A 21584-nucleotide genomic window follows, 5' to 3' on the forward strand; every position below is an offset into this window, starting at 1 on the left:
CCCGCATCACAGCACCCCGACGTCGCGCATCAGATCGAGGGTCGGCTGGATGTTCGACAGTTCGCGCAGGTCGATGCTCGGCGGGTCCAGCTCAGACACCGGCGGCAGTCCGCCCACGGGCGGGATCTCCCCGACCATCGGGTAGCCGTACGTCCGGGTGGCGAAGAACTCCTGGGCTTCGGCCGACAGCAGGTGGCGAACGAAGTTGAACGCGAGCTCCTGGTTCTGGCTCGCCGACAGCACCGACGCGCCCGCGACGTTGATCAGCCCGCCGGCGTCACCGCTCGTGAACGCGAGGTCGATCGGCGCGTTCGGCCGGGCGGCCTGCACGCGCAGCGCGTAGTAGTGGTTCGCGAACCCGCCGTTGAGCGCGCCGTCGGCGACGGCGTTCGACACGAGGAACTCGTTGTTGAACTCGGTGACGCCCGCATCGAGCATCCCCTGGAGCCACTCGCGGGTGGCCTCCTCGCCCTCGATCAGCCGCATCGCGGTGATGAACGACTGGAAGGCGCCGTAGGTGGGCGCCCACCCGATCGCGTCCTGGAACCCCTCGAACTCCGGGAACTCCATCACGTCGTCGGGAATGTCGTCCTCGGACAGTTCGTCGGTGTTGTACGGGACCGCCCGGGCACGCCCGGCAGTGCCGACCCACGTGTCGTCGGGGTGGAACTCCTCGGGGACGGGGTCGACAACCTCCGAGGGCAGTTCCGCCGCGAGCCCCTCGGCGGAGACGGCCGCCAGCGACCCCGCGTCGACCGACCAGAACACGTCCGCCGGCGTCGCCGGCCCCTCGCTGATGATCGTGTTCGCCGCGTCGGCGGTTCCCGACTCCCGCGGCGTCGCGGTGAAGTCGGGGTAGATGTTCTCGAACTTCGCGAGCAGGTCGCGGTAGAGTCCCCCCTCGCCGCCGCCGAGGTAAATCGTCAACTCGCCGCTGAGGTTCGGAAGGTCGCCGATACGGGTGCCACCGATGTCGGAGCGCCCCTGCGCCAGCGGACCGGAGCCCCGGAAGTCGTCGAACGCGGCGTTGATCCGGTCGTCGCCGCCGCCCGTTGCGCCCCCACCGCCGCCGCCACTGTCGTCGCCGCCACCGTCGCCGGCGTCACTTTCGCTGTCGCCGCCGAGGCCGCCACAGCCCGCAAGTCCGGCCGCGCCGGCCGCACCCAGCCCCGCGAGTACCTTTCGCCGCCGATACGTCCGCCGTGCGTCCGTGGTGTCGTCGTTGGTCATGTTGTCAGTCATCCGCGGGTACCTCCGGTGCCTCCGTCACAGCCCCACGTGTCGCCGCGCCCTCGACGCGGTTGAGGCACTCGATCCAGTCGCGCATGTACGCTCCGCAGTGGTTCAGGAACGCCCCGTTGTTCCATTCGTCGAAGTCGCCCTCTGCGAGGGCGTCAGCCATCTCGGCGAACGCCGCTTCGAAGGAGCCGGCGTCCTCGGCGACGCCGTCGAGCACCTCCCAGACGTGTTCGTTCAACTCCAGCCCCGCGACCTCGTTCGCCAGGTCGTCGAACGTCGACCGGGGCGCCTTGTTGTGCTCGCACAGCGGGCCGCCGTTGTACACCTGCTTGCCGAGTTCGTCCGCGGCGCGCTTGAGGAACAGCCCCGACCAGATGTCGTCGAAGCGGCCGACCTCCCACTCGTTGTCGTCCATCGGGAGCTGGTAGAACGCCGGGATCACTTCGCGCCTGAACGCGAGGTTCATCGAACAGACGGTGAGGTACTGCCCCTCGGCGGCGACGAAGTCGCGCTCGAAGTCGCTCGTCTCGGTCAGCGTCTGGGCCTGCCCCTGTAAGTCGCCGTCCATGAGGATGCGGACGGCGTCGAGGTCGGGCACGTTCGTCCACAGCCCCTGGGAGGCGACCACCTCGTCTACGTGCTCGGTGTCGGTCTCGACCGACTCGTCCATCGCGGCGTACGGGTAGCCGCGCGGGTACAGGTCGGTGTCCGACTGGTAGAGGACGTTCACCCACGACTCGTCCGAGCGGACGGACTCGATCTCTCCCTCGTGCGCGAGGTTGCGCATGTGGGTGCCGAAGAAGTCCGCCTCGGCGTGCGGGAGCGTATCGTCGTCGATGAAGACGCCGTACTCGAAGCGCTCGTGCGCCCACATGTACAGCAGCCCGAAGGATGTCTGCGCGTGGCTGGCTGCGGGGATCAGGTGCGAGAACTCCGCGGCGTCGTGCTCGGCGAACCACTTCCCGCGCTCGGTGCCGTCGAAGACGACGCCCTCGACGCCCTCCTCGTCGAGCATCGATTCCATCGCGTCGGTGTCACAGAAGTCCTCGGTGACGAGGACGAAGAACAGCCTATCCGTGTCGAAGCCGTGGTTGCGGGCGTTCGCGACGTACTCGCGGACGCACTCGTACTCCCGAATTGTCGGGATGACGACACAGATGTCCTGTGGTGAACTCATTCACTACATCGATCTGATTAGGGCGGCCTAAAGAGTGTCGATATTTCGGCCGGCCAAAAACGACGGTCGGAGAGCGCGGCGTGTCCGCTTCCGGATCGACACAACCCGCGGGTCGAGGCCGCGGGGCAGCTTGCGACGGCCTCCGGCTACGAGCCGACCCGGTCCTCGATTTGATCCTCGTGTTCTCGAAGCAGTTCCTCGCCGGCCCGTGTGGTGTAGTATCCCTTGTCGGTCTGCTGAAGGAATCCGTTGCGCGTCAACTGCCGGAGAGCGGGATCGACTCCCGCCTCGGCCGTCGGGTCGTCGTGGAGTTCGACGATTCGTTCTTTGATCTCGACCCCCGTGTTTCCCTCCCCTCGATCGATGCTGTACAGCAGAGTGAGCTGGAAGTCGTTCGGTTCGTTCGTCTGCCCGTTCGCCGTCCGCGATTGCGTGGATTCGCGAGACTGCGACGGTTCGCGTGACCGTGTCGACCCCGGGGGCTCACTCGCCCCACGTGAGTCGGTCGACCGGGATCCCGGGGCCTCGGTGTCGGGATCCAGATCTGCCTCGGGGTCGCTCTCGATGACCTTCCCGAGGGCGAGTACCGAGAGGGACGCGGTCGCGAGGAGCGCGGTCGCCGCGGGTACCACCAGCACCGTCTCGAACCCGACGTACGCGAGGAGGAGGTTCTCGTCGCCGACGGCACCCAGCACCAGCAGACTCGCGAGCCAGACGTTCGCGCCCAGTCCGACGGTCACTACGACGCCGCCCACGCGACCGAGCAGATCGCTACTCGGGACGGGTTCGGGACTCGGAAGCAGGTCGGCGAGTCCGAGCGAGGCAACCTCGGACGGTCTCCCGTCGAGGGTATTCTCCAAGAACAGCCTCCGCTGCCGGACTCGGTGATCGACGCGGGCTCCCTCGAACGCCAGTCGGCCGGCCACCCGCCTGCTCCAGAGCCCGGCCACAAGTGCGATGACGAGGAGCCCCGAGGCGGGGTCGACAGCGCCTTGGATCGTCGCTCCGACAGCCGCGACACCGAGCAGCGCCGGCGCGATGAGACCGCCGCCGTTGGACGCGGTCGAGATCCCGTCCTCGCTCGCCCCGATCCAGCGGGCGTACCACAGCGCGGCCACGGCGGTCCCCCCGACGCCGATCGCGTCTTGGAGCCCGTCCCCGATCGGGAGCAACGTCGTTGCCAGCGCAACGCCGAGAAGCACGACCGAGGCGAACAACACGCCCGCAGTGATGCGTGTGGCATCCCCCACGAGTGCCCCCGGCGCAGCGCGCACAGTCTCACCGAACGAGCGGCCGGAGTCGTACTCGAACGTCCCCGTGTCGACTGCGTGTTCGATCTGTGCGTGAATGTTCTCCGCCGGCTTCGGGGCGTCGTCATAGCGAAGGGTTCCGTCGACGATTGCGGCGTCGTACTCGCCGCCGGCGTGCCTGTAGGTGACCGTTACCGCGGGGATCTCTTCCTCCTCGATGACACGCCGGTACACACCACCGTCGGTCTCCGGGTTCTCCCGCTCTCGCTCGCTTACAGTGCCGTCCTGACTAGATATCCAGTCGCGAGGAACGCGCTCGGTGTCGACTTCGACGGCCGTGTCCACGTCGAACACGAGCTCGCCGCTCACCGCGTGAACGACCTCGCCGACGCCCTTGCACTGGTCACATGTCACCGTTCCGTGCTCGTTGCAGTCGGTACAGTGGACAACGCCGGTTTCCTCACAGGCGTCGCAGGGTTCCGTGCCCGAACCGGTACACGCGTCACACGAGAGCGTCGCGGTCCCACCGCACGCGTCGCAGCGTTCGGTTCCGGTTCCGTCGCAACTGCTACAGCCGAGCGACTCCCGGCCGCCACACCTCGAACAGTCGATCCACCTGTCGTCGACGCCGTCCCCGTCACAGCGCGGGCAGTCCACGGTCGACTCGCCACCACAGGTGTCGCATTCGCCGCCCTCGCCGTCGCAGTCCTTGCAGTTGATCCAGCCGTCGCCCTCACAGCGCGGACACTGCGCGGTTTCGGTGTGGCCGCCCGTCCCCTCACACTCCGGGCAGTCCTCGGACGCGCTTCCGCCACACGAGGAACACGGCTGTGTCCCGTCCTCGCAGGCGTCACACTCGCTGACCGGGTCACCGTCACAGACCGAACACGTCGTCTTCCCGTCGCCGTGGCACGTTCGACAGTCGGCCTCCTTGTCGCCCCCGCATCTGGTGCAGGTCGTGCGTTCGGTTCCGTCACAACCGGGACAGGTCTGGACCGGTCGACCCGTCTCGACATACGGGACACGCTTCGTCCCCATGCCCTCCGGCGCGGCGTCGTACCGGTCGGCGTACGCGACCCGCTCGTCGCACTGTCGCTTGTACGTCCCGGGCAGAATCCAGCGCCGCTTCGCGTTCCCATCGCTGGCCGTGAGAATCCGCTCTGTCCGACGCCGCGCACGTTCCCGGTGTGTCTCGACTACTGTCGCGTCCACGACGCCGTCGTCCACGCTGGTCTTGGCGGCCAACTGCTCCAGCACGTCGTCGGCATCGGGCCGCTGGTCGGCTCCCCAGTCGGCGCTGGCGGGGTCGCTAGCCATCCGAGATCACCCGACCCGACAGGGCTCTGCACAGATACATGTTGACTGTTCGCAAATTCATCAGGAAGGTAATAAAGCTACCACTCGGTGACTAACCTGTATAGAACTGATCGACAACAGGGTTGGGTAGGGGTACTTTCGCCGGCCTACAACCGCTCGGCGATGTGCTCGGCCGCCTTCAGCGACAGCGCGGCGATTGTGAGCGTCGGGTTCATCGCGCCGGCGGTGACGAACACCGAACTCCCCGCGATCGTGAGGTTCCCGAGGTCGTGGGTCCGAAGCTGCGGGTCGACGACGCTCTCGTCGGGGTCCGTCCCCATCCGGGTCGTCCCCATGTGGTGATATGCGGGCCCGGTCTCGTCGGGGCCGACGGTCCACCCGACGTCGACGCCGAGCTCCTCCAGCACCTCCCGCTGGATCTCGTTGGCGCGCTCGATAGTCCGTCGGGTCCTCGCGTCCAGACTCCACACCACGTCAGGGACGGGATTCCCGTGGTCGTCCGTGCGTGTGGGGTCGAGTCGGATCCGATTCTCCTTGCGGGGCAACTGTTCGACGAGCGCGCCCATCGCGACGTGTTGGCCGTACCCGTCTCGGATCTCCGCGAGCAACTCGTCGCCGAAGCTGTCCGCGGTGAGGGCCACGTCCGCCGGCGCCGGCCCGGCGTAGTTGAGGAACTCCAGCTTGATCGCCGTCCGGGAGTCGTCGGGTCGGTCGTAGAACTGGTGGCTCTCGGTGGTGTTGAACCCGACGTGCTTCTGGCGCGTCGGCTCGTCGAGCGTCCCGCCCATCCCCGCGAACAGGTGGTCCATGAAGTACCGCCCCACGAGTCCCGAGGAGTTGGCGAGGCCGTCCGGGTACGTCTCACTCTCTGAGAGGAGGAGCAGCCGCGGGGTCTCCACGCCGCCGGCGGCGACGACGAACTCGCGGGCCTCCTGTTTGTGTTCCTCGCCCTCGGGCGTCGCGTACACCGCGGCCGTCACCCGGTCGCCGGCATCGTCGTGTTCGAGTCGCTGAACGGGCACCCGATCCAGGACGCGCGCCCTGTTCGCCTCCGCGACGTCGACGTGGCGGGTCGCGTCGTACTTCGCGCCGGACGGACAGACGGGCTTGCAGGTGCCGTAGCCGACGCAGGCGCTCGCCTCCTCGGTCGGCTCGGAGTTGCGCGCGTTTGGAACCGAGTGGGTCGCGAGCCCGACCTCCTCGCACGCCTCCGCGAACAGCGAGTCCGAGTACGACGGCGGGAACGCCGGCAGCGGGTGCGGTTCCTCCCGCGGCGGCGCGAAGGGGTTGTCCGAGGCGCCCGAGACCGACAGCTCCTCCTCTGCGGTGGCGTAGTACGGCCGGAGGTCGTCGTAAGCGATGGGCCAGTCGTCGCCGAGTCCGACCGACGAACCCAACTCGAAGTCCTGTTCGTGCATTCGCATCACCATCCCCTGCCAGTGGAGCGTGCTCCCGCCGATCCCCTTCACGCGGGCGGCGTTGAGCGGGTAGTACCGCTCGCCGGTGCTGCTGTAGGCGTCGCGCTCGGGGTCGGTGTCCCACACCGGAGCGTCGGCACCCGGTCGGAGGTGTCGCTCCATCCGTTCGGTGCGGTCGTCGGGATCGAACCGCTCCCCGGCGTCGAGGACGACGACGTCGTGGCCGGCCGCCGACAGTTCCGCGGCGACGAGCGCGCCCGCCGGTCCCGCGCCGACGACGCACACATCGACACGAGGCGACGGGGTCCGGTCGACGTCTGCGGTCTCGGCGTCGTCAACGCGATCCGTCCCGCCCGCTCCGCCCGCGGTCATCGGTTGGGTCCCTCCCGATACGACTCGATGCCGCCGGGATGGCCCGGCGGGTTTTCCAGTCCCGCCAGCGACGCGCCGGTCGGCGAGGTGTACAGCGCGTACAGCAGTTCGTTGACGAGGAAGTGGCGCACCCGCTGGGGCGCAGTGCCAGCGGGGTCGGGGTCGACCACGTCGACGCTCATCACGTCCAACGCTTCGGCTCGGTCCGTGCCCCCGAGATCGACGTACTGTGCATCGTACAGGCCCTCCGTGTAGTCGTCGAGGGTCGCCACCGCCTCGGCGACACCGCGGGCGTACGCGTCGTCGCCGTCGACGCGGCCGCCGGTGTAGGTACGGACGAACTCAGCGATCCCGTCGACCTCGGACGGGTACACGACGTGCGCCACCGCGATCAGCGTCGACAGCTCGTGATCACCGACGGCGTCGTCGTCAGGATTCTCACTCGCAGCTTCCTCGTCTGTCATGCCGTCGTCGTCGCTGGCGGCCGGTGCCTCACAGCCGGCCAGCGCTCCGACGCCCGCAGCCGACAACGCGGCCAACGCGTCGCGACGGGAGAGATCCATTCGGAATTCGATTAGGCAAACCTAAACAAGAGCGTTGCGCTCTCGCACCGTGAGCGGCGCTCGGTCGTCTGGAGGGGACGAGCGGCAGTCGCGTGAGTCTGACGGGCGACGACTCCGCCGACTCACGGCGTTGACGTTGACAGACCGACAGCGAGTGAGACCGCGGTACCCTTCCCGTTGTAGCGGGCCCCCTGGCTCACTCGTCGACCAGCACGTCGACGAGCGACTCCGTGGAATACGACGACAACGCGCGCGCATCGTCGTACAGCGTCTCGATGACGTACGTGGAGTTCGTCCGCTCGACCGCGGGAATGCCCTCGAACTCGCGCAGCAGGCGTCCGACCGCCTTGTCATCGGGGAGGTGCGCGACGGCGACGAAGTCCGTTTCGCCCATCGTCGACAGCAGGGTCGTCACGCCCTCGATCTCGGTGATCGTTGACGCAACGTCCGCGTGCTCCCCGGCGTAGTCGGCGAGCACCTCGACGAGCACGGTCACGCCCAACCCGAGCGCGTCGAGGTCCAGGTCGTACAGGTCGTTCGTGATCACGCCGGCCTCTCGGAGGTTGTTCAGGCGGTAGTGGATGGTCGAGACGGGAATTCCGGTCTCCTCGTTGATCCGTTCCGGGCTGCCGGTCCCTAGGTCGCCGATCGCCTTGAGGATGCGAACGTCGCGCTCATCCATACGCGACTTCCCGGGGGCCGGCCTGAAAGTTCCAACTGCTCCGACTCTCGGTTATCGATCCGATCCTCGTTCGAAATTGGCGACAGTTCGTGAGAGACAACTATCGACAAAGCCGATCCGAGTAGAAGTGCTTATCAATTCTAATCCATTAACCCGGAATAGATTCAATGAACTTCAGCTCTATTTGGAGACGTGCGCCGACGACCGGCGCGTTATTCGTTCTCCTTGCGACGCTGTGGGGCGGGTCGTTCGTCGCCATCGAGGCCGGCGTGAAGGAGTGGCCGCCGTTACTGTTCGCGGCGATCAGATACGACCTCGCCGGGGTGCTCGTGCTGGCAGTCGCCGTTGTGGGTGGCGGGCGATCGCTCCCGCGGACCCGCGGTGATCTCGGGGCCGTCGCTAGCGTCGCGGTGTTCGTTATCTTCGCTCATCACGCGCTGTTGTACGTCGGACAGGAGACGGTTCCCGGCCCCGTCGCGTCGGCGGTCATCGCGCTCTCGCCGGTTGTGACCGCGCTGCTTGCCCCGTACGTGCTCGGCGCCGGCGAACTCGAACCCGTCCAGTATCTCGGCGTTGCGGTCGGGTTCCTGGGCGTCATCGCGGTGACCGATCCCGGGGGATCGGGCGGCATCCCGGTGACGGGGACGCTGTTGGTGTTCGGCGCGACAGTCGCGTTCGCGCTCGGGACGATCCTGCTGCGACGCGTCCAGACGACGGTTTCTGCCGCCGGGCTGCAGGGGTGGGGGATGGTTGCGGGCGCCGGCTTACTCCACCTGGGGAGCCGCGCGCTCGGCGAGCAGCAGGCGCTCGTCGTTTCCCCGGCCGGACTGGCGACGCTCGCGTTCCTGGTCGTGGGACCCGGTGTGATCGCGTTCGTCCTGTATTTCCGACTGCTCGATTCGGTGGGGGCAACACGCACGATGCTCGTGGGCTACCTCGAACCGATCGCCGCCGCCGGGCTCTCGTTCGCGGTATTCGGCTACGTGCCGACTGAGGGCGCCGTGCTCGGATTCCTCCTCGTGCTCGGGGGATTCACGCTCGTCGAGGGACACACCCTGCGCGCCGCCGCCGGGGATGTCCTCGGGCGGCTCCGAACTGCGCTTCCGTGATGGGTGTCCTTCGCCGGACTCCGTGGTAGGGCGACCGACGTTTTCGGCCGTCGCCACGAAACGCGTTTATAACTTTGCGTCCGCCCTGCGGGAACACGGTATGAACACTCCTGACAGCCCCACCGAGTTCGCAGACGAACCCACGGGGCTGCCGCAGCTGGAGCGATCACTCCGGCGCGCACTCGCGACTGCGGCGTCTGTCGAGGCTCGCTACCATCTTCGGACCGCGCTTCAGTACCTCGCCGTAGGTCGCGGGACGATGGGGGAGGCCACCTCGTCGGCTCGACCGTCCGAGCAACGGTAACGTTCGCCGGCGATCGAGTATGACCGACGAAACCACTGTGGTACCTCCGAGCGTGCATCAACGCACACCGGATGCTGTCGACCCGCGGAGTCGGTGGCTTCTCGTGTCCGAACAGGTACTGTTGTTGCTCGAGCGCCTCGACGTCGATTCCGAGGACCAGCTGTCCTCACTGTATGATTCGGTCGACCCGGACGCGCTAAACGCGCTCACGTCGACGGGGACCACGACGGTGTCGTTCGAGTTGTGGCGCCACTGGGTCCGAGTCACACCGGACGTTATCGAAGTGTACACACCGCCTCGCCCGTAGCGCGGTCTCGGGCGTCGTCTGCCACGACAGCGGTGTCACGGCGCAGTGAGACGTGAGGAGGTGTCCGACGTCGGTGGCAGCTGAACTGGTGCTCACCGGTCCGGCTCAGATCTGTGCCCGTGCCACCACAGCAAGAACGGTTCGCGGATGATCGGTGCAGTCGTGTCGCTGTACAGACGGCGCGGTGAGAAGTGCGCAGAAGGGTCGAGCGACGGGACTCCGTCCCGAGAACCCGACGCTGATCCGATCTATCGGTGCGACGTGACGACGAGTTCCCCGTCGGACGATGCTCGGACGGTCACGGAGTCGTACGCGAATGAGACTTCTACGCCGGCGTCAGACTCCCGCAGGAGCGTATCGAGAGCGTCTCCGTCGACATACTCGTTGAGCACCGGCAACTGATCTGTGTCGACGTCGATCGCTTCCGCGACGGCGACCACGACAGCGGTACTCGGTCGTTCGAACTCGGTCCAATCTGATCGGGTTCGCTGGGCTTCTACTTCCGTCCCCCCGGAAGCGGTATTATCAACCGTCATAGATACACAACTACTCTATGCACGGTAACTTGGTCCGGTTCATAAGTACACCGATATGCTCGCACGGTATATCAGTATAAAATCACGTTCTCGCACGCTCGGACTGGACTAATTACCGGGTAATACTCCCGGATTTCACCGCTTCCAGATTCGTCGGCGAATTCGTGGCAATAGTATTACAACCCAAATGACGACGGTGCTGACTATATAAATAAGCCGTGGATACTCTTCACTACCGCTCACAGTGTGTTCGTGTTATTTCACGGATCGCACAACGGTGGACGCTTGGATTTACCCTCGTGTGTCCGGCGTGGGCACAGGTCCTCCTTCCCGAGTAGTGAACGAGGATATCCGGACAGAGTAGATCGATCGCTGAGACGTAATAACCGACGAACCGGAAACGACCAGAGTGAGAGCGGCAATCGCTGCGCGGTACCACACTCGATTGCTAACCGCTGGCATGGTCCTGATCGTTGACCATCGATCAGCCGTGAGACGGTCTCTCTGTGAACGTTTGTCCAGCGTTGACTACCCCCAGGTCGTCAGCGTCCGTTCCGCTGTCGCGTGGGCGCGCTCATCGGTCTCGCCGCTCTTGTCCAGATCCGCAGCCCGCGAGCACTCGATGCACCGGCGGACCACGTTCCTGTTGTCTCCGAACACTCGTGTGAATTGTTCCGTGACGTGATTCCCACAGGTGGTACATTCTGGCATACACCGGCGAGGAAACGGGGAGGTCTATTGTTATGTAGTCTTGAACGAGCGGACACTCGACATCTCGTACCGTATTCCTCGCATACTCGGGGGGCGTCCGCGGGTCTCCCGTCTAACTCGCTTCGTTGACCGATCAGACCGATTGGCGCGTACGGCGTCCGAATTCCTCGCCCTACTCGCTCACCGCTGCTGCGGTTCGCCCCATGCGCGCGGGACTTCCTGGTTTCGGCGACGTGCTTTACCGAGACAGATCTATCGTCGGGGGGAGCGCGACCTCCACAGGCGTTCACCTGGATCCTCTCTGTGACTGAACGCCCCGAATGCGACAAGATCAGGTTGAGACAGAAGGCACTGTATGGGCTCGCTTGTGCATGTGTCTCTCGAACCTCCCCAACGGTTCGGCGACCTGACCATCCGAACCGGTTTGGTTCACGGGTTCACTGCTTCGACTCCACCAGATCTTGTTCTCCCGAACTCGATACCCCCGGTTCCGAGACGATAGAAAATAGCCAAAATTTATACAATAGTTGAAATAGGTAAAATAGGCATTTTAATGGCCGGCGACCCGCCCCGTCGAAGCGGAGGAGTCGACAGGCACCCACGCGAGCCGGTGACTCGGCCCCAAATAGCTGGGACGCAGTCGAGATTCTGGAGTTGTCCTCGGATATCGGCACAGTCGGTAAACGAGCGCGTCCCTCTGCGGCTGTCAGGTCTCTCTCGAGGTTCGGACGAGTAGCCGACTGATACCCAGCTAGTCGGGGTGTAACAAATTCGGCCCGTCACGGGTACCGAACGTATGTTCGGAACGAGCGGGATCAGGGGAACCGTCGGCGAGGAAGTCACGGCGGCGGTCGCGCTCGCCGTCGGCCGAGCTGTCGCCTCCGAGGGGGCCCAGCGGGTCGTCGTCGGCCGGGACCCGCGCTCGACCGGGTCGGCGCTCGTCGACGCGGCGACCGCGGGCTTGCGCGAGTGCGGCGCAGACGCCGTCTCGCTTGGGGAAGTGCCGACGCCGACGGTCGCGCGGGCGGTCGAGTGGTACGGCGCTGACGCGGGAATCGCGGTCACCGCTTCGCACAATCCAGCGAGCGACAACGGCCTGAAGCTCTGGACGGCCGACGGCGCCGCCTACGTCGGCACCGCACAGGAGGCAGTCGCCGACCGGATCCGCGAAGACGACTTCGACCTCGTCTCATGGGAGGAGTACGGACGTCGCATGCGAAGTCGACGCGCGCGGTCGCGTCACGTCGACGCGGTGGTCGACGCCGTGGACGGCGATCTGGACCTCGACGTGGTTCTCGACGTGGGTAACGGGAGCGGCCGGGTCACCGCCGACGTCCTCCGGCGACTCGGCTGCACCGTCCAGACGCTGGCGGCCGAGCCAGACGGCTCGTTTCCGACCCGGCCGAGCGAGCCGACCGCCGATAACTGCGAGACGCTGCGAAACGTTGTCGCCGCGACCGACGCCGACCTCGGAATCGCACACGACGGCGACGCAGACCGGATGCGGGCGGCGACCGCGTCGGGCGCGTTCCCCTCGGGAGACGTGCTCCTCGCGTTGTTCGCCCGCGACGTCGCCTCCGCCGGCGACCGGGTCGCAGTTCCGATCGACACGAGTATCGCGGTCGATACGACGCTGGAGGCGATCGGCGCCTCGACGTTTCACACGAAGGTCGGCGACGGCTACGTCGCCGAGCGCACCCGTGAGACGGACGTCGTCTTCGGTGGCGAACCGAGCGGCGCGTGGATCTGGCCCGACCTCGCTCGCTGTCCGGACGGGCCGCTCGCAGCCGCGAAGTTGGCGGAACTGGTCGCTCGGCGCGGACCGCTCGACGACCTCGTCGCGCAGATCGAGACCGTTCCCCTGCGGCGTGCGAACATCGAGACGACCGCGAAACACGACCTCGTCGAGCACGTCGCAGACCGCGTCGTCGATCGCTATGCGAACGTCTCTACCATCGACGGGGTCCGCGTCGACGTCGACGCCGGGTGGTTCCTTGTGCGCGCGAGCGGGACGCAGCCGCTCGTCCGCATCACTGCCGAGGCGGGCGTCGAGTCCGAGATGGCGTCGCTGTTCGAAACGGCGACCGATCTCGTTGCGGAGGCAAAACAGGTCGTCACCGTTCCGGCGACGGATTGAGTGTCGGTCTGTCTCCATACGGTGCGCCACAGCGAACGTCCGCCCGTTTGCTCGAGATCGACAACTTCGGCGCACTCGTCTACGGATTCGCAATACGAGTGGCTCGGGGGTTGACACCGAGGCGGTTGCCATAGAAGTCTCAGCGAACTGTCACCGACGCCGTCTGTAGACTACGACGAACGGGGACGTGAACGACGATGCGGACGCTCCGCAGACCGGTTTGTCAAATCCGTCAGGCGAGCTGGGCACCGGCAGGTCACGGCCGTCAACGTACCAATTCGACGTAGGGTGTGGATGCGTCCCGCTGCGAGAACGGGGTATCGTCGTAAATCGTACAGTCCCAACGCTGATCCAAACCCTTCGCGATCAGGGTATGGACGACCTCAATCGTCCGCTGTACTGGTGACGGTTCCATCTGTCAGTTCTTGCCGACCGAGATAGAACACCGCGGTGAGGAACCCGAACACCAGCAGACTCGCCAGGAGATGATACCCCATGAACTGGGTGATCCCGAAGAGCGCTCCGACTCCGATCGTCGCCGCGGCGTACGGACGCAAGTTGGCGGTCTCGTGTTCGGTCTGGTCGTCCTCCTCGACCAGGTACTCGTACAACGGTTCGGACTCTGGTGCGAGTTCGATGCGGCCCCGGCTCTGATTGAACTCGATAACTCCCGCGTCGTCCATCTTCGGGAGGTGACACTGGTACAGTCCGATGTACACGCGCTTGCGCTGTTGGGCGCCCAACGCCTTCACGTCGCAGTCGTTCTCTATCGCGGCGATGTGTTCGGCGAGCTCGCCGATCGTCGTCTCGCCGTCGACCGTCTTGAGGTGACTCAACACGAGTCGCCGCCGCTGGTTCTTCAGTATCTCGAACGTCAGATCCAGCGGCAACGGCTCCGGCTCCGCTGGTGTGGCGTCCTCCTCGGTGCTTTCGTGCTGCGTGGTTTCCTCCCGCTGCGTCTCCGGTTCGGTGGTCATCGTCGGCTCCACTGCCGTCGATGTCGCGTGGGTTGCTTTGACCATCTTTGGCGTGTTTCTGTTCCGTCCTCGTTTCGATTCGGTTCCAGTTCGTACGCGGTCGCGGAATCCGACCGCATGACTACGGCACCGCGGGTGTGACGTCCCTGCGGACGATCTCACCGGTCCCCGTCGCCGCGCTCGGCCCGGCGACGGTTTCCAGGTTCAGGCGAGTCCCGGCCCCCAGTTTCGCTCCCCCGCTGACCACCGGTCCGAACCCTCGCCTCTCGGTTCGAACGCGGCGGTCGGCGTGCGTCAGCGTCACCGCGTGCTCGTCGTGGCGGCGGTTCGCCACGACCGATCCGGCGTCCGCGTTCGCGCGCGGAAAGACGACGCTCTCGGCCCTCTCGCTCCGGTACGGATGGATCGCGCCGTCTATGATGACACTGTTCTCGGTTTCCACGGACGCTCCTAGCTTTGTGTCATTTGGAATAAAGCTATGTGTTCGCACCCCTCCAGCCGGTCGAACCGTCGCACCGGGCGTCACGGGCGCTGGACGCTCGACGAGCTCGCCAGAGCCAACGGTCGCGCCCTCACGAACCGCGGCCTGTCCGGCGGCCTCCGCGTCGGGACGTCCGTCACCGACGAAGTCGGCTCCGATACCGGCGACTCCGTTCGCCTCACGGCTGTGTGCGGGCGGTGGGTCTGTTCGCTCCGCGGTCGTCGCGAACTCCGGGTACCGCTCGAGTAAGCGTCGCCGAACCGAAGGTTTGACGCCCGCTACGCGGAGTTCGCCGACGCCGGCGCTGATCATCGATTCGGCGACGCGGACGGCGACCGATCTGCCGGCGACCGACGCCTGCGGCGTTGGCGTCGACTGCGCGTGTGCGGTCCCGACCTTCGTTCTCGATGCGAGTACCCCGACCATACCCGGGTGTTACTGTCACACCTACTGGTATTGTTATGAAGATTATACGTGTGGTTAGGTACCACAACACGCGGTCTCACGCGCAGCCATCGGGACAACCATCGGGCTTCAGCAGTTCCGATGTGCGAGGAGGCCGGGAAATTGCGTCTAACTTCCTGCAGTCGATTGTAACAGCCTAATAACAATAGATGAATGCCGGGATTAGCGCATGTTACCCCGGACACTATCCGTTCGGCCTGAACATGATCTGTACACGCAACCGCGCCGGACTGACGGCACGAAACCGGGAGAAGCACGCGCCGAGTAATCACGGTAAAACCCGAGTACACAGCCGGGCGGAACGGGATCGCTGATGTGCGGGATAACGGCCTGTGTCGGCGACGGAGATGTCGTCGACACAGTGCTTACCGGACTAAAGAACCTGGAATACCGCGGGTACGACTCCGCGGGGATCGCCACGCTCACCGACGCCGGGGTCCAGTCCCACAAGTGCGAGGGACGGATCGATGACCTCGTTGATGAGCTCGGTGGCGTCGATCTGTGCGGGACGTTCGGAGTCGGGCACACCCGCTGGAGCACCCACGGGAAGCCCACCGACGAGAACGCCCACCCGCACACTGATTGTACCGCCTCGGTCGCGGTCGTCCACAACGGGATCATCGAGAACCACGCCGAGCTCCGCGGCGAGCTCTCGGCGGCCGGTCACCTGTTCACCAGCGAGACCGACACGGAGGTTGTCCCCCACCTCATCGAGGAGGAACTGGCGGCGGGGAAGTCGCCCGAGGCGGCCTTTCGGGCGGCAATCGACCGAATCGAGGGGAGCTACGCCATCGCAGCGCTGATCGAGGGAACCGACGCGATACTCGCGACGCGTCAGGGCTCCCCGCTCGTGCTCGGCGTCGACGACGACCGTCGATTCCTCGCCAGTGACGTCCCGTCGTTCATGGAGTTCACGTCCCGCGTGGTGTACCTCCACGACGGGGACGTTGTCCGGCTCACGCTCGGGGAACACGAGATCACCGACGCGGAGGGAGAGCCCGTGTCACGGTCGATCGACACCGTCGAGTGGGAGTCCGAGGACGCCGAACGCGGCGGGTACGACCACTACATGCTCAAGGAGATCAACGAGCAACCGGAGGCGCTTGAACGCACGATCAACGGACGGATCACCGACGACGGGCGCGTCGCGCTCGCGGACTTCCCTCCGGGAACGTTCGACGAGGTGTCGGAAGTCCACTTCCTCTCGTGTGGCACCTCACACCACGCGTCGATGTACGCACAGCAACTCCTCCGCGATCGCGGCGTCCCCGCGTACGCCTTCACCGCGGGGGAGTACGCGACGACGCCGGCGCCGGTCTCTGAGGACACCCTCGTCATCGCTGTCACCCAAAGCGGCGAAACGGCGGACACGCTCGCGTCACTGCGAAGCGCGAACGAGCGCGGGGCGCGGACGCTCACCGTGACGAACGTCGTCGGCTCGACGGCGGCCCGCGAGGCCGACGAGGCGCTGTTCATCCGGGCGGGGCCCGAGATCGGCGTCGCCGCAACAAAGACGTTCACCTCCCAGGTCGCAGCGCTGTTGCTCGTCGTCGAGCGCCTCACGGTCGACATCACCGGAACGCCGAGCGAGGACAGCGAGGCGGTGCTGACGGCGCTTCGCGAGCTCCCGGACGCGGTCGATCGGCTGATCGGGTCCTCGATAGCGTCGTCGCTGGCACCCAGATACGCCGGCAGCGAGCAGCACTTCTTCATCGGTCGGGGCGTCGCCTACCCGGTTGCATGCGAAGGGGCGCTGAAGCTCAAGGAGATCTCCTACGAGCAGGCGGAGGGATTCTCCGCGGGCGAACTCAAACACGGCCCGCTCGCGCTGGTGACCCCGGAGACGCCGATCGTCGCGGTGTTCACCGGGAAACACGACACCAAGACGCTCAACAACGTCGAGGAAGTGCGTTCTCGCGGAGCGTCCGTCATCGGGGTCGCGCCGGAGTCGGCGGATCACGTCGCGGCCGCGGTCGACGAGTTCCTCCCCATTCCGGACACGAACCCGGACGTCGCGGGCGTGCTCGCGAACGTCCAACTCCAACTCGTCTCCTACCACGTAGCGAACGTCCTGAACCGCTCGATCGACAAACCTCGCAACCTGGCAAAGAGCGTGACAGTAGAGTGACGCGAGGAGAGTGTAGATGTCTGACCCCGACACGAATCGCCCCCCACGAGCGACGTCGGACGCGACTCCGTTCGCCGCACACCGACGGACGTGGCCGGCACGATCGACCGCGACTCCCGGGCAGTATCGGCTCGCCCGGGCAGGGGTGGTGAACCGCGGAGATACCCGAGTAGATGTCGAGCACAAACACAGACGCGCTAAACAGGGACGAGGTTTACGACATCCTGAGCAACGGCAGACGGCGGTTCGTCATCTACTTGCTTCGAGAGCGTGGCGAGCCGATTCCGCTCAACGACCTCTCGGACCGGGTCGCCGCTTGGGAGAACGACCTGCCCGTGGAAGAACTGACAGACCAACAGGTAAAGCGGGTGTACGTCTCGCTGTACCAGACGCACATCCCGAAACTCGAGGAATCCGGCATCGTCGAGTACGACGCCGACTCCGGGCTGGTATCGCTCACGTCGAACGTCTCGTCGCTCGACGCCTATATGCCGGAGGAAGAGCGGCGCGAGATACCCTGGCAGGCGATATACCTCGGGCTCGCCATCGTCGGCCTCGTGGTCTACGGCGTCGCAACCATGGCGAGCGGTACGATCGCGCAGCCGACGCTCAACCTCATCGGATTACTCGTGTTCGTGTCCTTCGCCGCCGCCGTCACTGCACAGTACTTGTACGAACGCTCTCGCGGATAATCCCAACCAACCAACCGTGAACACACACACCATCGCCGTCGACGCGCGCCAGGTGACTGCCCTGCGCGCGTCGCGGCCGGCTGCCGACGAACCGAACTCGGGTGACCACCGGTGACTACCGACTGGGACGTGATCGGCTACGTCATCAGCTCAGATCACCGGGTGGTCGTTCTGGGCCGTCTCGCTGAGGGACCGGCGACGCCGACCCGGATCGCCGAGGACGTGCAGTTGTCCGTGTCGCACGTCTCTCGCGCGCTCGGATCGCTCCGGGAGAAAGGACTCATCGAACTGCTCGTTCCAGAGGAGCGGCGGAAGGGACGCGTCTACGGCATCACCACTGCGGGAGAGCAGGTCTGGGAGGACATCAGTGCGAAGGACCTCACCGAGTGACGCGACCGTCGGATTTCTCGGCTCGCTATCGTGCGCTGCGTTCTGAAAAAACGAGGGAGGAGATGAGCAGGTGTTGGATTTCAGGGGATGGGGGCCGTGCTGTGTCTCCCCCGGATGTGCAAACGAACTGGGGTGACTTTGTTAGTCTATCATGTCACGCAACGGTACTGGGGGCCCGATATCCCTAGCTGAACGCTACACGCACGACGACAGCGGCGTTGTACGAGGCGATCACGAGGTTACAGCTGCAGCCGACGGCGTAGCAGAGTCCCCGCCCGGTCGTCGCGGCCGATCCGCCGAGCTCCTGGACGCTCGGCGAACCTATTCGGAACCCACCCTCGATGAGCACGATCATAGCCGCTACCGTGAGCACGCTCCCGACGACCAAGCCGGGTACGACGCCGTACTGCGCGATCATAGCGGCCGCGAGGGGGTTCCGTTCGCTGACGACCGGTGACAGCCTCAGTCCGATCACCGTCGTCGTCAGGTCGACGCCCTTCGTCACGGCGAGCCCGAGTGCGCCAACAAGCGCGATCGTAGTGATTCTCTGGCCGATCTCGGGACGCGCTTCCGCGTCATCAGATCCGGACGTGACCGGGCTGGCCTCGTCGACTTGACCCATTTAGCGACACTGTGCGTCCGTGTCAGTTCGTTATGCGGACGGATCCTCCTCCTCTCGCTCAGGCTGTCGCGCCGACTCCGTTCCGAGAGAGGTCGCCTGTGAGTGCCAGTTCCGATCGGAGTGACCCTCCACGTTTGTTGGGCGATTTGAGCGACGGCTCAGCATACGTGTCCCCGCGGCACTGGTCTGATCGTATCGCGGACGCAGCCGACCAGCGACCGACACGAGCGGTGGCCGCTCCCGGGTGTGAGCCGACCGATTACGATGACAGTGTCCACATGGAGTGACTGATCTCCAGCGCTCACGCGTCAGGAACGGTCGACGCGAACGAACTGATCACCGCGGTACAACGGGAACTATCCTTCCAAAATCGATACTCGGAATATAACCATATGGCTCGCCGCCGTGGAACCCACTGCAATGCGAAAGAAACTCCTCGCGTTTACCGTCCTGGTATCGATCACCCTGGCGATGGTTGCCATCGCAAAACGACGCACCCGCCCGGAGCCGACCGACGAGCAGAGCTGAGCGGGCGGTGTCGGGCGTTCTCGCCGCTCTGTCTCGATAAATAAGGATTGTCTTAGGAGGTGAAACGATGAGTTACTTCCTGACGATCTCGAACGATATCGCTACGAAGTGAGAATTGTTCCTGCGGTGGTGGAAAACCCATAAAACGGCGCTTTCGGCGCTCTGCAATCTGTTTAACGCCTCTATACTTCTCGGATATTCAGACTATTACTATATGAACGATGGTGCTACTACGCGTCGTGCCGAACTGGATCACAGACGAAGAGCAGGAACGGATTCGTAAGTTCGCCTCGACGCCGCGCCACCGGCGGGGGCCGCACTTTCTCGAGCCGGAGCCGGAGGAGGACGGAGACGAGGACGGGGGATCTCCATCGGAACGGTGACGACCTGAACAGGGACGATACCGCCGACTCCGCATCGCGTGTCACGACCGAATCGGCGGCGGAGCCGTCTGAGACGGTCTCTCATCGTTTTTCACCACGTCAGGGGTTGGGCCGGTTACAACTGAACGCACGCTCCACCGCAGGTGACCGCGCACTCGTGACAGCTAGTGTTCAGTTAGTCCTCGAGATCTCGCCATCGGATCGGTCGTTTTCGATCGACGAGCACAATACCCGGGGGCTGACAGTGTCAGCCCCCGGGTATGGAACGCCGATCGCTATCGGTTCTGGCCCCAACACTCCCGAAACGTCACAATACCACGGTTGTACGGGTGAATAACTAACGGGGCGCTTGGTTGATTCGGTTGTATGTGGCGTGTCACCCAGGTCACGACTCACCGTCGACCGACACTGGCCCGACGCACCGGCTCCGAGTTCGCGCTCCAGCGGGGTTCGCCGTGACCCGTTCGACCACGTCAGATCCGGCGGCAGGAATCGAGACACCGGTGGTTCACGCGTCCCCTGCGGAGACAGCGCGACTGTTCGACGCCCTCGACAGCGAGGCGTGTCGCACGGTCGTTCAAGCGCTGGAGGACGGCCCGTTGACTGCGAAGGAACTGCAGGCGGCCGGAGACATCCCGCTCTCGACGGTGTACCGGTGCGTGAACGAGTTGGTCGACACTCCGCTGGTTGAGGAGACGACCCGCGTCAGCGAGGGGGGGCACCACGCAAGCGAGTACTCACGGCCGGTCGAGACGTTAATCGTCAGCTTCGGGGCGGACCCGACGATGCACGGCGTCGACACGCCGGTGCTCAAGCTGACGTTGTGAGGTCGTGAATCGGTGACGGAGTCTGTTGGTGTGACACGCGAACCGGCTGTATCCGGTCAGTCGTCGGCCCGAGCGCGCTCGAATCGGTCGGCCGGGAGCCGGAGATCGTCGAGGCCCGGGAGGTGCTTCACGTTGTAGACCACTTGGAGCGTTTCGCTCACGGGACGACCGATGCACGAGAGGCGGAAGCCGCGGTCGACTAAGTCGTCTGTGAGGACGTTGTCGACGGTGCTGTCGAGCTCGCCTTCCACGACCGCGACGGCGCAGTTCGCGCACGCGCCACCTCGGCAGGCGAACGGCCACGCGAACCCGCGCTCTTCGGCCGCTTCGAGCAGCGTTTCTCCCGGCTCCGCGAGAAACATCCCGTAGTCGTCCGGATCGAGATCAGCATCTGACGCCCGCTCGAAGAGCGCCGGATCGTCGAACTCCCACTGGTGGTCGGCCACGACATCGTAGTTGAGGTACTCGACGCGAGTGGGTGTCGGCGGCCGGTCGCCCGCGGAGTCGGCGCTGTGTTCCTGGCTGTCCCGGTCATCAGTGTTCGCAGCCGAGTCGGCGGCCGTGGGTGAGGACGCCGTGTTCCCCCCAGCAGTGGCTGTCGCGTCGTCCTCGGCTGTGGCGTCGGCGGGCGGTGCGGCCGTCCCCGATAGCACGGCCTCGTACGCCTTGCGGACGCGCTGAAACTCCGCGGCGGACCCACCGCGGTCCGGGTGGGACTCCTTTACTCGTCGCCGATAGGCCTGCTCGATCTCCGTATCGTCGGCGTCGGCATCGAGCCCCAGTACGTCGTACGGAGAATCCACAGCGGGTTGTAGGGGCGAGCGGGTTATTTCGCTTTCGTCGCGGCGACTGGTGGTGTCGCGTGGCTGATACACTACCGCGACGGAGGTATGTCAGTCAAACGGCTACAGATGACGGGAGTAGGAGCGGAACGGATGAAATGTCAGAGGGTTCCGCTAGTTCCTCCCG

General features: G+C 65.4%; 19 protein-coding genes. 7 read left to right on the forward strand and 12 right to left on the reverse strand.

All coding sequences use genetic code 11. The annotated features are described in order from the left end of the window. Window positions 1-6 precede the first annotated feature (6 nt). The 6 genes from P0Y41_RS16125 to P0Y41_RS16150 form a co-directional block, all read right to left on the reverse strand. Window positions 7-1242 (reverse strand): extracellular solute-binding protein, encoded by a 1236-nt coding sequence (locus P0Y41_RS16125; RefSeq protein WP_284063456.1) that lies wholly within the window; start codon window positions 1240-1242, stop codon window positions 7-9. Beyond that, on the reverse strand, window positions 1235-2416 hold the full coding sequence (locus P0Y41_RS16130; protein ID WP_284063457.1) for an alpha-1 4-glucan-protein synthase: 1182 nt from the start codon (window positions 2414-2416) through the stop codon (window positions 1235-1237). Before P0Y41_RS16130 ends, P0Y41_RS16125 begins: the two co-directional genes overlap by 8 nt. Window positions 2417-2562: 146 nt before the next feature. Continuing rightward, a complete protein-coding gene (locus P0Y41_RS16135; RefSeq protein WP_284063458.1) occupies window positions 2563-4983 on the reverse strand; it encodes a variable surface family protein in 2421 nt (806 codons plus the stop codon). Between the two features lie 146 nt (window positions 4984-5129). Beyond that, window positions 5130-6773, reverse strand: a complete 1644-nt coding sequence (locus tag P0Y41_RS16140; RefSeq protein WP_284063459.1) for a GMC family oxidoreductase — start codon at window positions 6771-6773, stop codon at window positions 5130-5132. Next, window positions 6770-7336 (reverse strand): gluconate 2-dehydrogenase subunit 3 family protein, encoded by a 567-nt coding sequence (locus P0Y41_RS16145; RefSeq protein WP_284063460.1) that lies wholly within the window; start codon window positions 7334-7336, stop codon window positions 6770-6772. Before P0Y41_RS16145 ends, P0Y41_RS16140 begins: the two co-directional genes overlap by 4 nt. A 196-nt stretch (window positions 7337-7532) precedes the next feature. Next, window positions 7533-8018 (reverse strand): Lrp/AsnC family transcriptional regulator, encoded by a 486-nt coding sequence (locus P0Y41_RS16150; RefSeq protein WP_284063461.1) that lies wholly within the window; start codon window positions 8016-8018, stop codon window positions 7533-7535. Window positions 8019-8185: 167 nt separating this feature from the next. Here P0Y41_RS16150 and P0Y41_RS16155 point away from each other — a divergent pair, with 167 nt between their 5' ends. Both P0Y41_RS16155 and P0Y41_RS16160 read left to right on the forward strand, forming a co-directional pair. Beyond that, a complete protein-coding gene (locus P0Y41_RS16155; protein ID WP_284063462.1) occupies window positions 8186-9127 on the forward strand; it encodes a DMT family transporter in 942 nt (313 codons plus the stop codon). Between the two features lie 407 nt (window positions 9128-9534). Further along, on the forward strand, window positions 9535-9738 hold the full coding sequence (locus P0Y41_RS16160) for a HalOD1 output domain-containing protein (RefSeq protein ID WP_284063463.1): 204 nt from the start codon (window positions 9535-9537) through the stop codon (window positions 9736-9738). A 248-nt stretch (window positions 9739-9986) separates the two neighbouring features. Here the strand turns inward: P0Y41_RS16160 and P0Y41_RS16165 are convergent, their stop codons facing one another. After that, window positions 9987-10274, reverse strand: coding sequence for a HalOD1 output domain-containing protein (locus tag P0Y41_RS16165; RefSeq protein ID WP_284063464.1), 288 nt, complete (start codon window positions 10272-10274; stop codon window positions 9987-9989). A 528-nt stretch (window positions 10275-10802) separates the two neighbouring features. Continuing rightward, window positions 10803-10985 carry a DUF7563 family protein gene (locus P0Y41_RS18085; protein ID WP_432764896.1) on the reverse strand — a complete coding sequence of 61 codons (183 nt, stop codon included), beginning with the start codon at window positions 10983-10985 and terminating at the stop codon, window positions 10803-10805. Between the two features lie 796 nt (window positions 10986-11781). Between P0Y41_RS18085 and glmM the strand changes: the two genes are divergently transcribed. After that, complete coding sequence (glmM, locus tag P0Y41_RS16170) at window positions 11782-13122, forward strand: phosphoglucosamine mutase (protein WP_284063465.1); 1341 nt, start codon at window positions 11782-11784, stop codon at window positions 13120-13122. 383 nt (window positions 13123-13505) lie between these two features. Here the strand turns inward: glmM and P0Y41_RS16175 are convergent, their stop codons facing one another. Together P0Y41_RS16175 and P0Y41_RS16180 are read right to left on the reverse strand one after the other, a co-directional pair. Next, the gene (locus P0Y41_RS16175) at window positions 13506-14099 is read right to left on the reverse strand and encodes a DUF7344 domain-containing protein (RefSeq protein ID WP_284063466.1); all 594 of its coding nucleotides are present in this window, start codon (window positions 14097-14099) and stop codon (window positions 13506-13508) included. A 121-nt stretch (window positions 14100-14220) separates the two neighbouring features. After that, window positions 14221-14541 (reverse strand): LbetaH domain-containing protein, encoded by a 321-nt coding sequence (locus tag P0Y41_RS16180; protein ID WP_284063467.1) that lies wholly within the window; start codon window positions 14539-14541, stop codon window positions 14221-14223. Window positions 14542-15358: 817 nt separating this feature from the next. Between P0Y41_RS16180 and glmS the strand changes: the two genes are divergently transcribed. The 3 genes from glmS to P0Y41_RS16195 all read left to right on the forward strand — a co-directional run bounded on the left by glmS (window position 15359) and on the right by P0Y41_RS16195 (window position 18255). After that, window positions 15359-17173, forward strand: a complete 1815-nt coding sequence (gene glmS, locus P0Y41_RS16185) for a glutamine--fructose-6-phosphate transaminase (isomerizing) (RefSeq protein WP_284063468.1) — start codon at window positions 15359-15361, stop codon at window positions 17171-17173. A 173-nt stretch (window positions 17174-17346) separates the two neighbouring features. Continuing rightward, the gene (locus tag P0Y41_RS16190; protein ID WP_284063469.1) at window positions 17347-17865 is read left to right on the forward strand and encodes a DUF7344 domain-containing protein; all 519 of its coding nucleotides are present in this window, start codon (window positions 17347-17349) and stop codon (window positions 17863-17865) included. Window positions 17866-17976: 111 nt separating this feature from the next. Further along, window positions 17977-18255: a winged helix-turn-helix domain-containing protein gene (locus P0Y41_RS16195; protein WP_284063470.1), complete on the forward strand. Its 279-nt coding sequence runs from the start codon at window positions 17977-17979 to the stop codon at window positions 18253-18255. 184 nt (window positions 18256-18439) lie between these two features. Here the strand turns inward: P0Y41_RS16195 and P0Y41_RS16200 are convergent, their stop codons facing one another. Further along, window positions 18440-18760, reverse strand: coding sequence for a hypothetical protein (locus P0Y41_RS16200; RefSeq protein WP_284063471.1), 321 nt, complete (start codon window positions 18758-18760; stop codon window positions 18440-18442). A 1483-nt stretch (window positions 18761-20243) separates the two neighbouring features. Between P0Y41_RS16200 and P0Y41_RS16205 the strand changes: the two genes are divergently transcribed. Then, on the forward strand, window positions 20244-20615 hold the full coding sequence (locus tag P0Y41_RS16205) for a winged helix-turn-helix domain-containing protein (RefSeq protein WP_284063472.1): 372 nt from the start codon (window positions 20244-20246) through the stop codon (window positions 20613-20615). Window positions 20616-20671: 56 nt separating this feature from the next. Here P0Y41_RS16205 and fer read toward each other — a convergent pair whose 3' ends face one another. Continuing rightward, window positions 20672-21418, reverse strand: coding sequence for a ferredoxin Fer (gene fer, locus P0Y41_RS16210; RefSeq protein ID WP_284063473.1), 747 nt, complete (start codon window positions 21416-21418; stop codon window positions 20672-20674). Window positions 21419-21584: the final 166 nt, after the last annotated feature.

Origin of the sequence: Halobaculum halobium, assembly GCF_030127145.1 — an archaeon.
GTDB lineage: Archaea > Halobacteriota > Halobacteria > Halobacteriales > Haloferacaceae > Halobaculum > Halobaculum halobium.

What these genes read in the sequence shown, in the direction of transcription:
- P0Y41_RS16165 (WP_284063464.1), bottom strand. Translation starts at nt 10,274, where the DNA reads ATGACGGTTGATAATACCGCTTCCGGGGGGACGGAAGTAGAAGCCCAG.
- P0Y41_RS16130 (WP_284063457.1), bottom strand. Translation starts at nt 2,416, where the DNA reads ATGAGTTCACCACAGGACATCTGTGTCGTCATCCCGACAATTCGGGAG.
- glmS (WP_284063468.1), top strand. Translation starts at nt 15,359, where the DNA reads ATGTGCGGGATAACGGCCTGTGTCGGCGACGGAGATGTCGTCGACACA.
- P0Y41_RS16135 (WP_284063458.1), bottom strand. Translation starts at nt 4,983, where the DNA reads ATGGCTAGCGACCCCGCCAGCGCCGACTGGGGAGCCGACCAGCGGCCC.
- P0Y41_RS16125 (WP_284063456.1), bottom strand. Translation starts at nt 1,242, where the DNA reads ATGACTGACAACATGACCAACGACGACACCACGGACGCACGGCGGACG.
- P0Y41_RS16155 (WP_284063462.1), top strand. Translation starts at nt 8,186, where the DNA reads ATGAACTTCAGCTCTATTTGGAGACGTGCGCCGACGACCGGCGCGTTA.
- P0Y41_RS16190 (WP_284063469.1), top strand. Translation starts at nt 17,347, where the DNA reads ATGTCGAGCACAAACACAGACGCGCTAAACAGGGACGAGGTTTACGAC.
- P0Y41_RS16175 (WP_284063466.1), bottom strand. Translation starts at nt 14,099, where the DNA reads ATGACCACCGAACCGGAGACGCAGCGGGAGGAAACCACGCAGCACGAA.
- P0Y41_RS18085 (WP_432764896.1), bottom strand. Translation starts at nt 10,985, where the DNA reads ATGCCAGAATGTACCACCTGTGGGAATCACGTCACGGAACAATTCACA.
- P0Y41_RS16145 (WP_284063460.1), bottom strand. Translation starts at nt 7,336, where the DNA reads ATGGATCTCTCCCGTCGCGACGCGTTGGCCGCGTTGTCGGCTGCGGGC.
- P0Y41_RS16150 (WP_284063461.1), bottom strand. Translation starts at nt 8,018, where the DNA reads ATGGATGAGCGCGACGTTCGCATCCTCAAGGCGATCGGCGACCTAGGG.
- P0Y41_RS16140 (WP_284063459.1), bottom strand. Translation starts at nt 6,773, where the DNA reads ATGACCGCGGGCGGAGCGGGCGGGACGGATCGCGTTGACGACGCCGAG.
- glmM (WP_284063465.1), top strand. Translation starts at nt 11,782, where the DNA reads ATGTTCGGAACGAGCGGGATCAGGGGAACCGTCGGCGAGGAAGTCACG.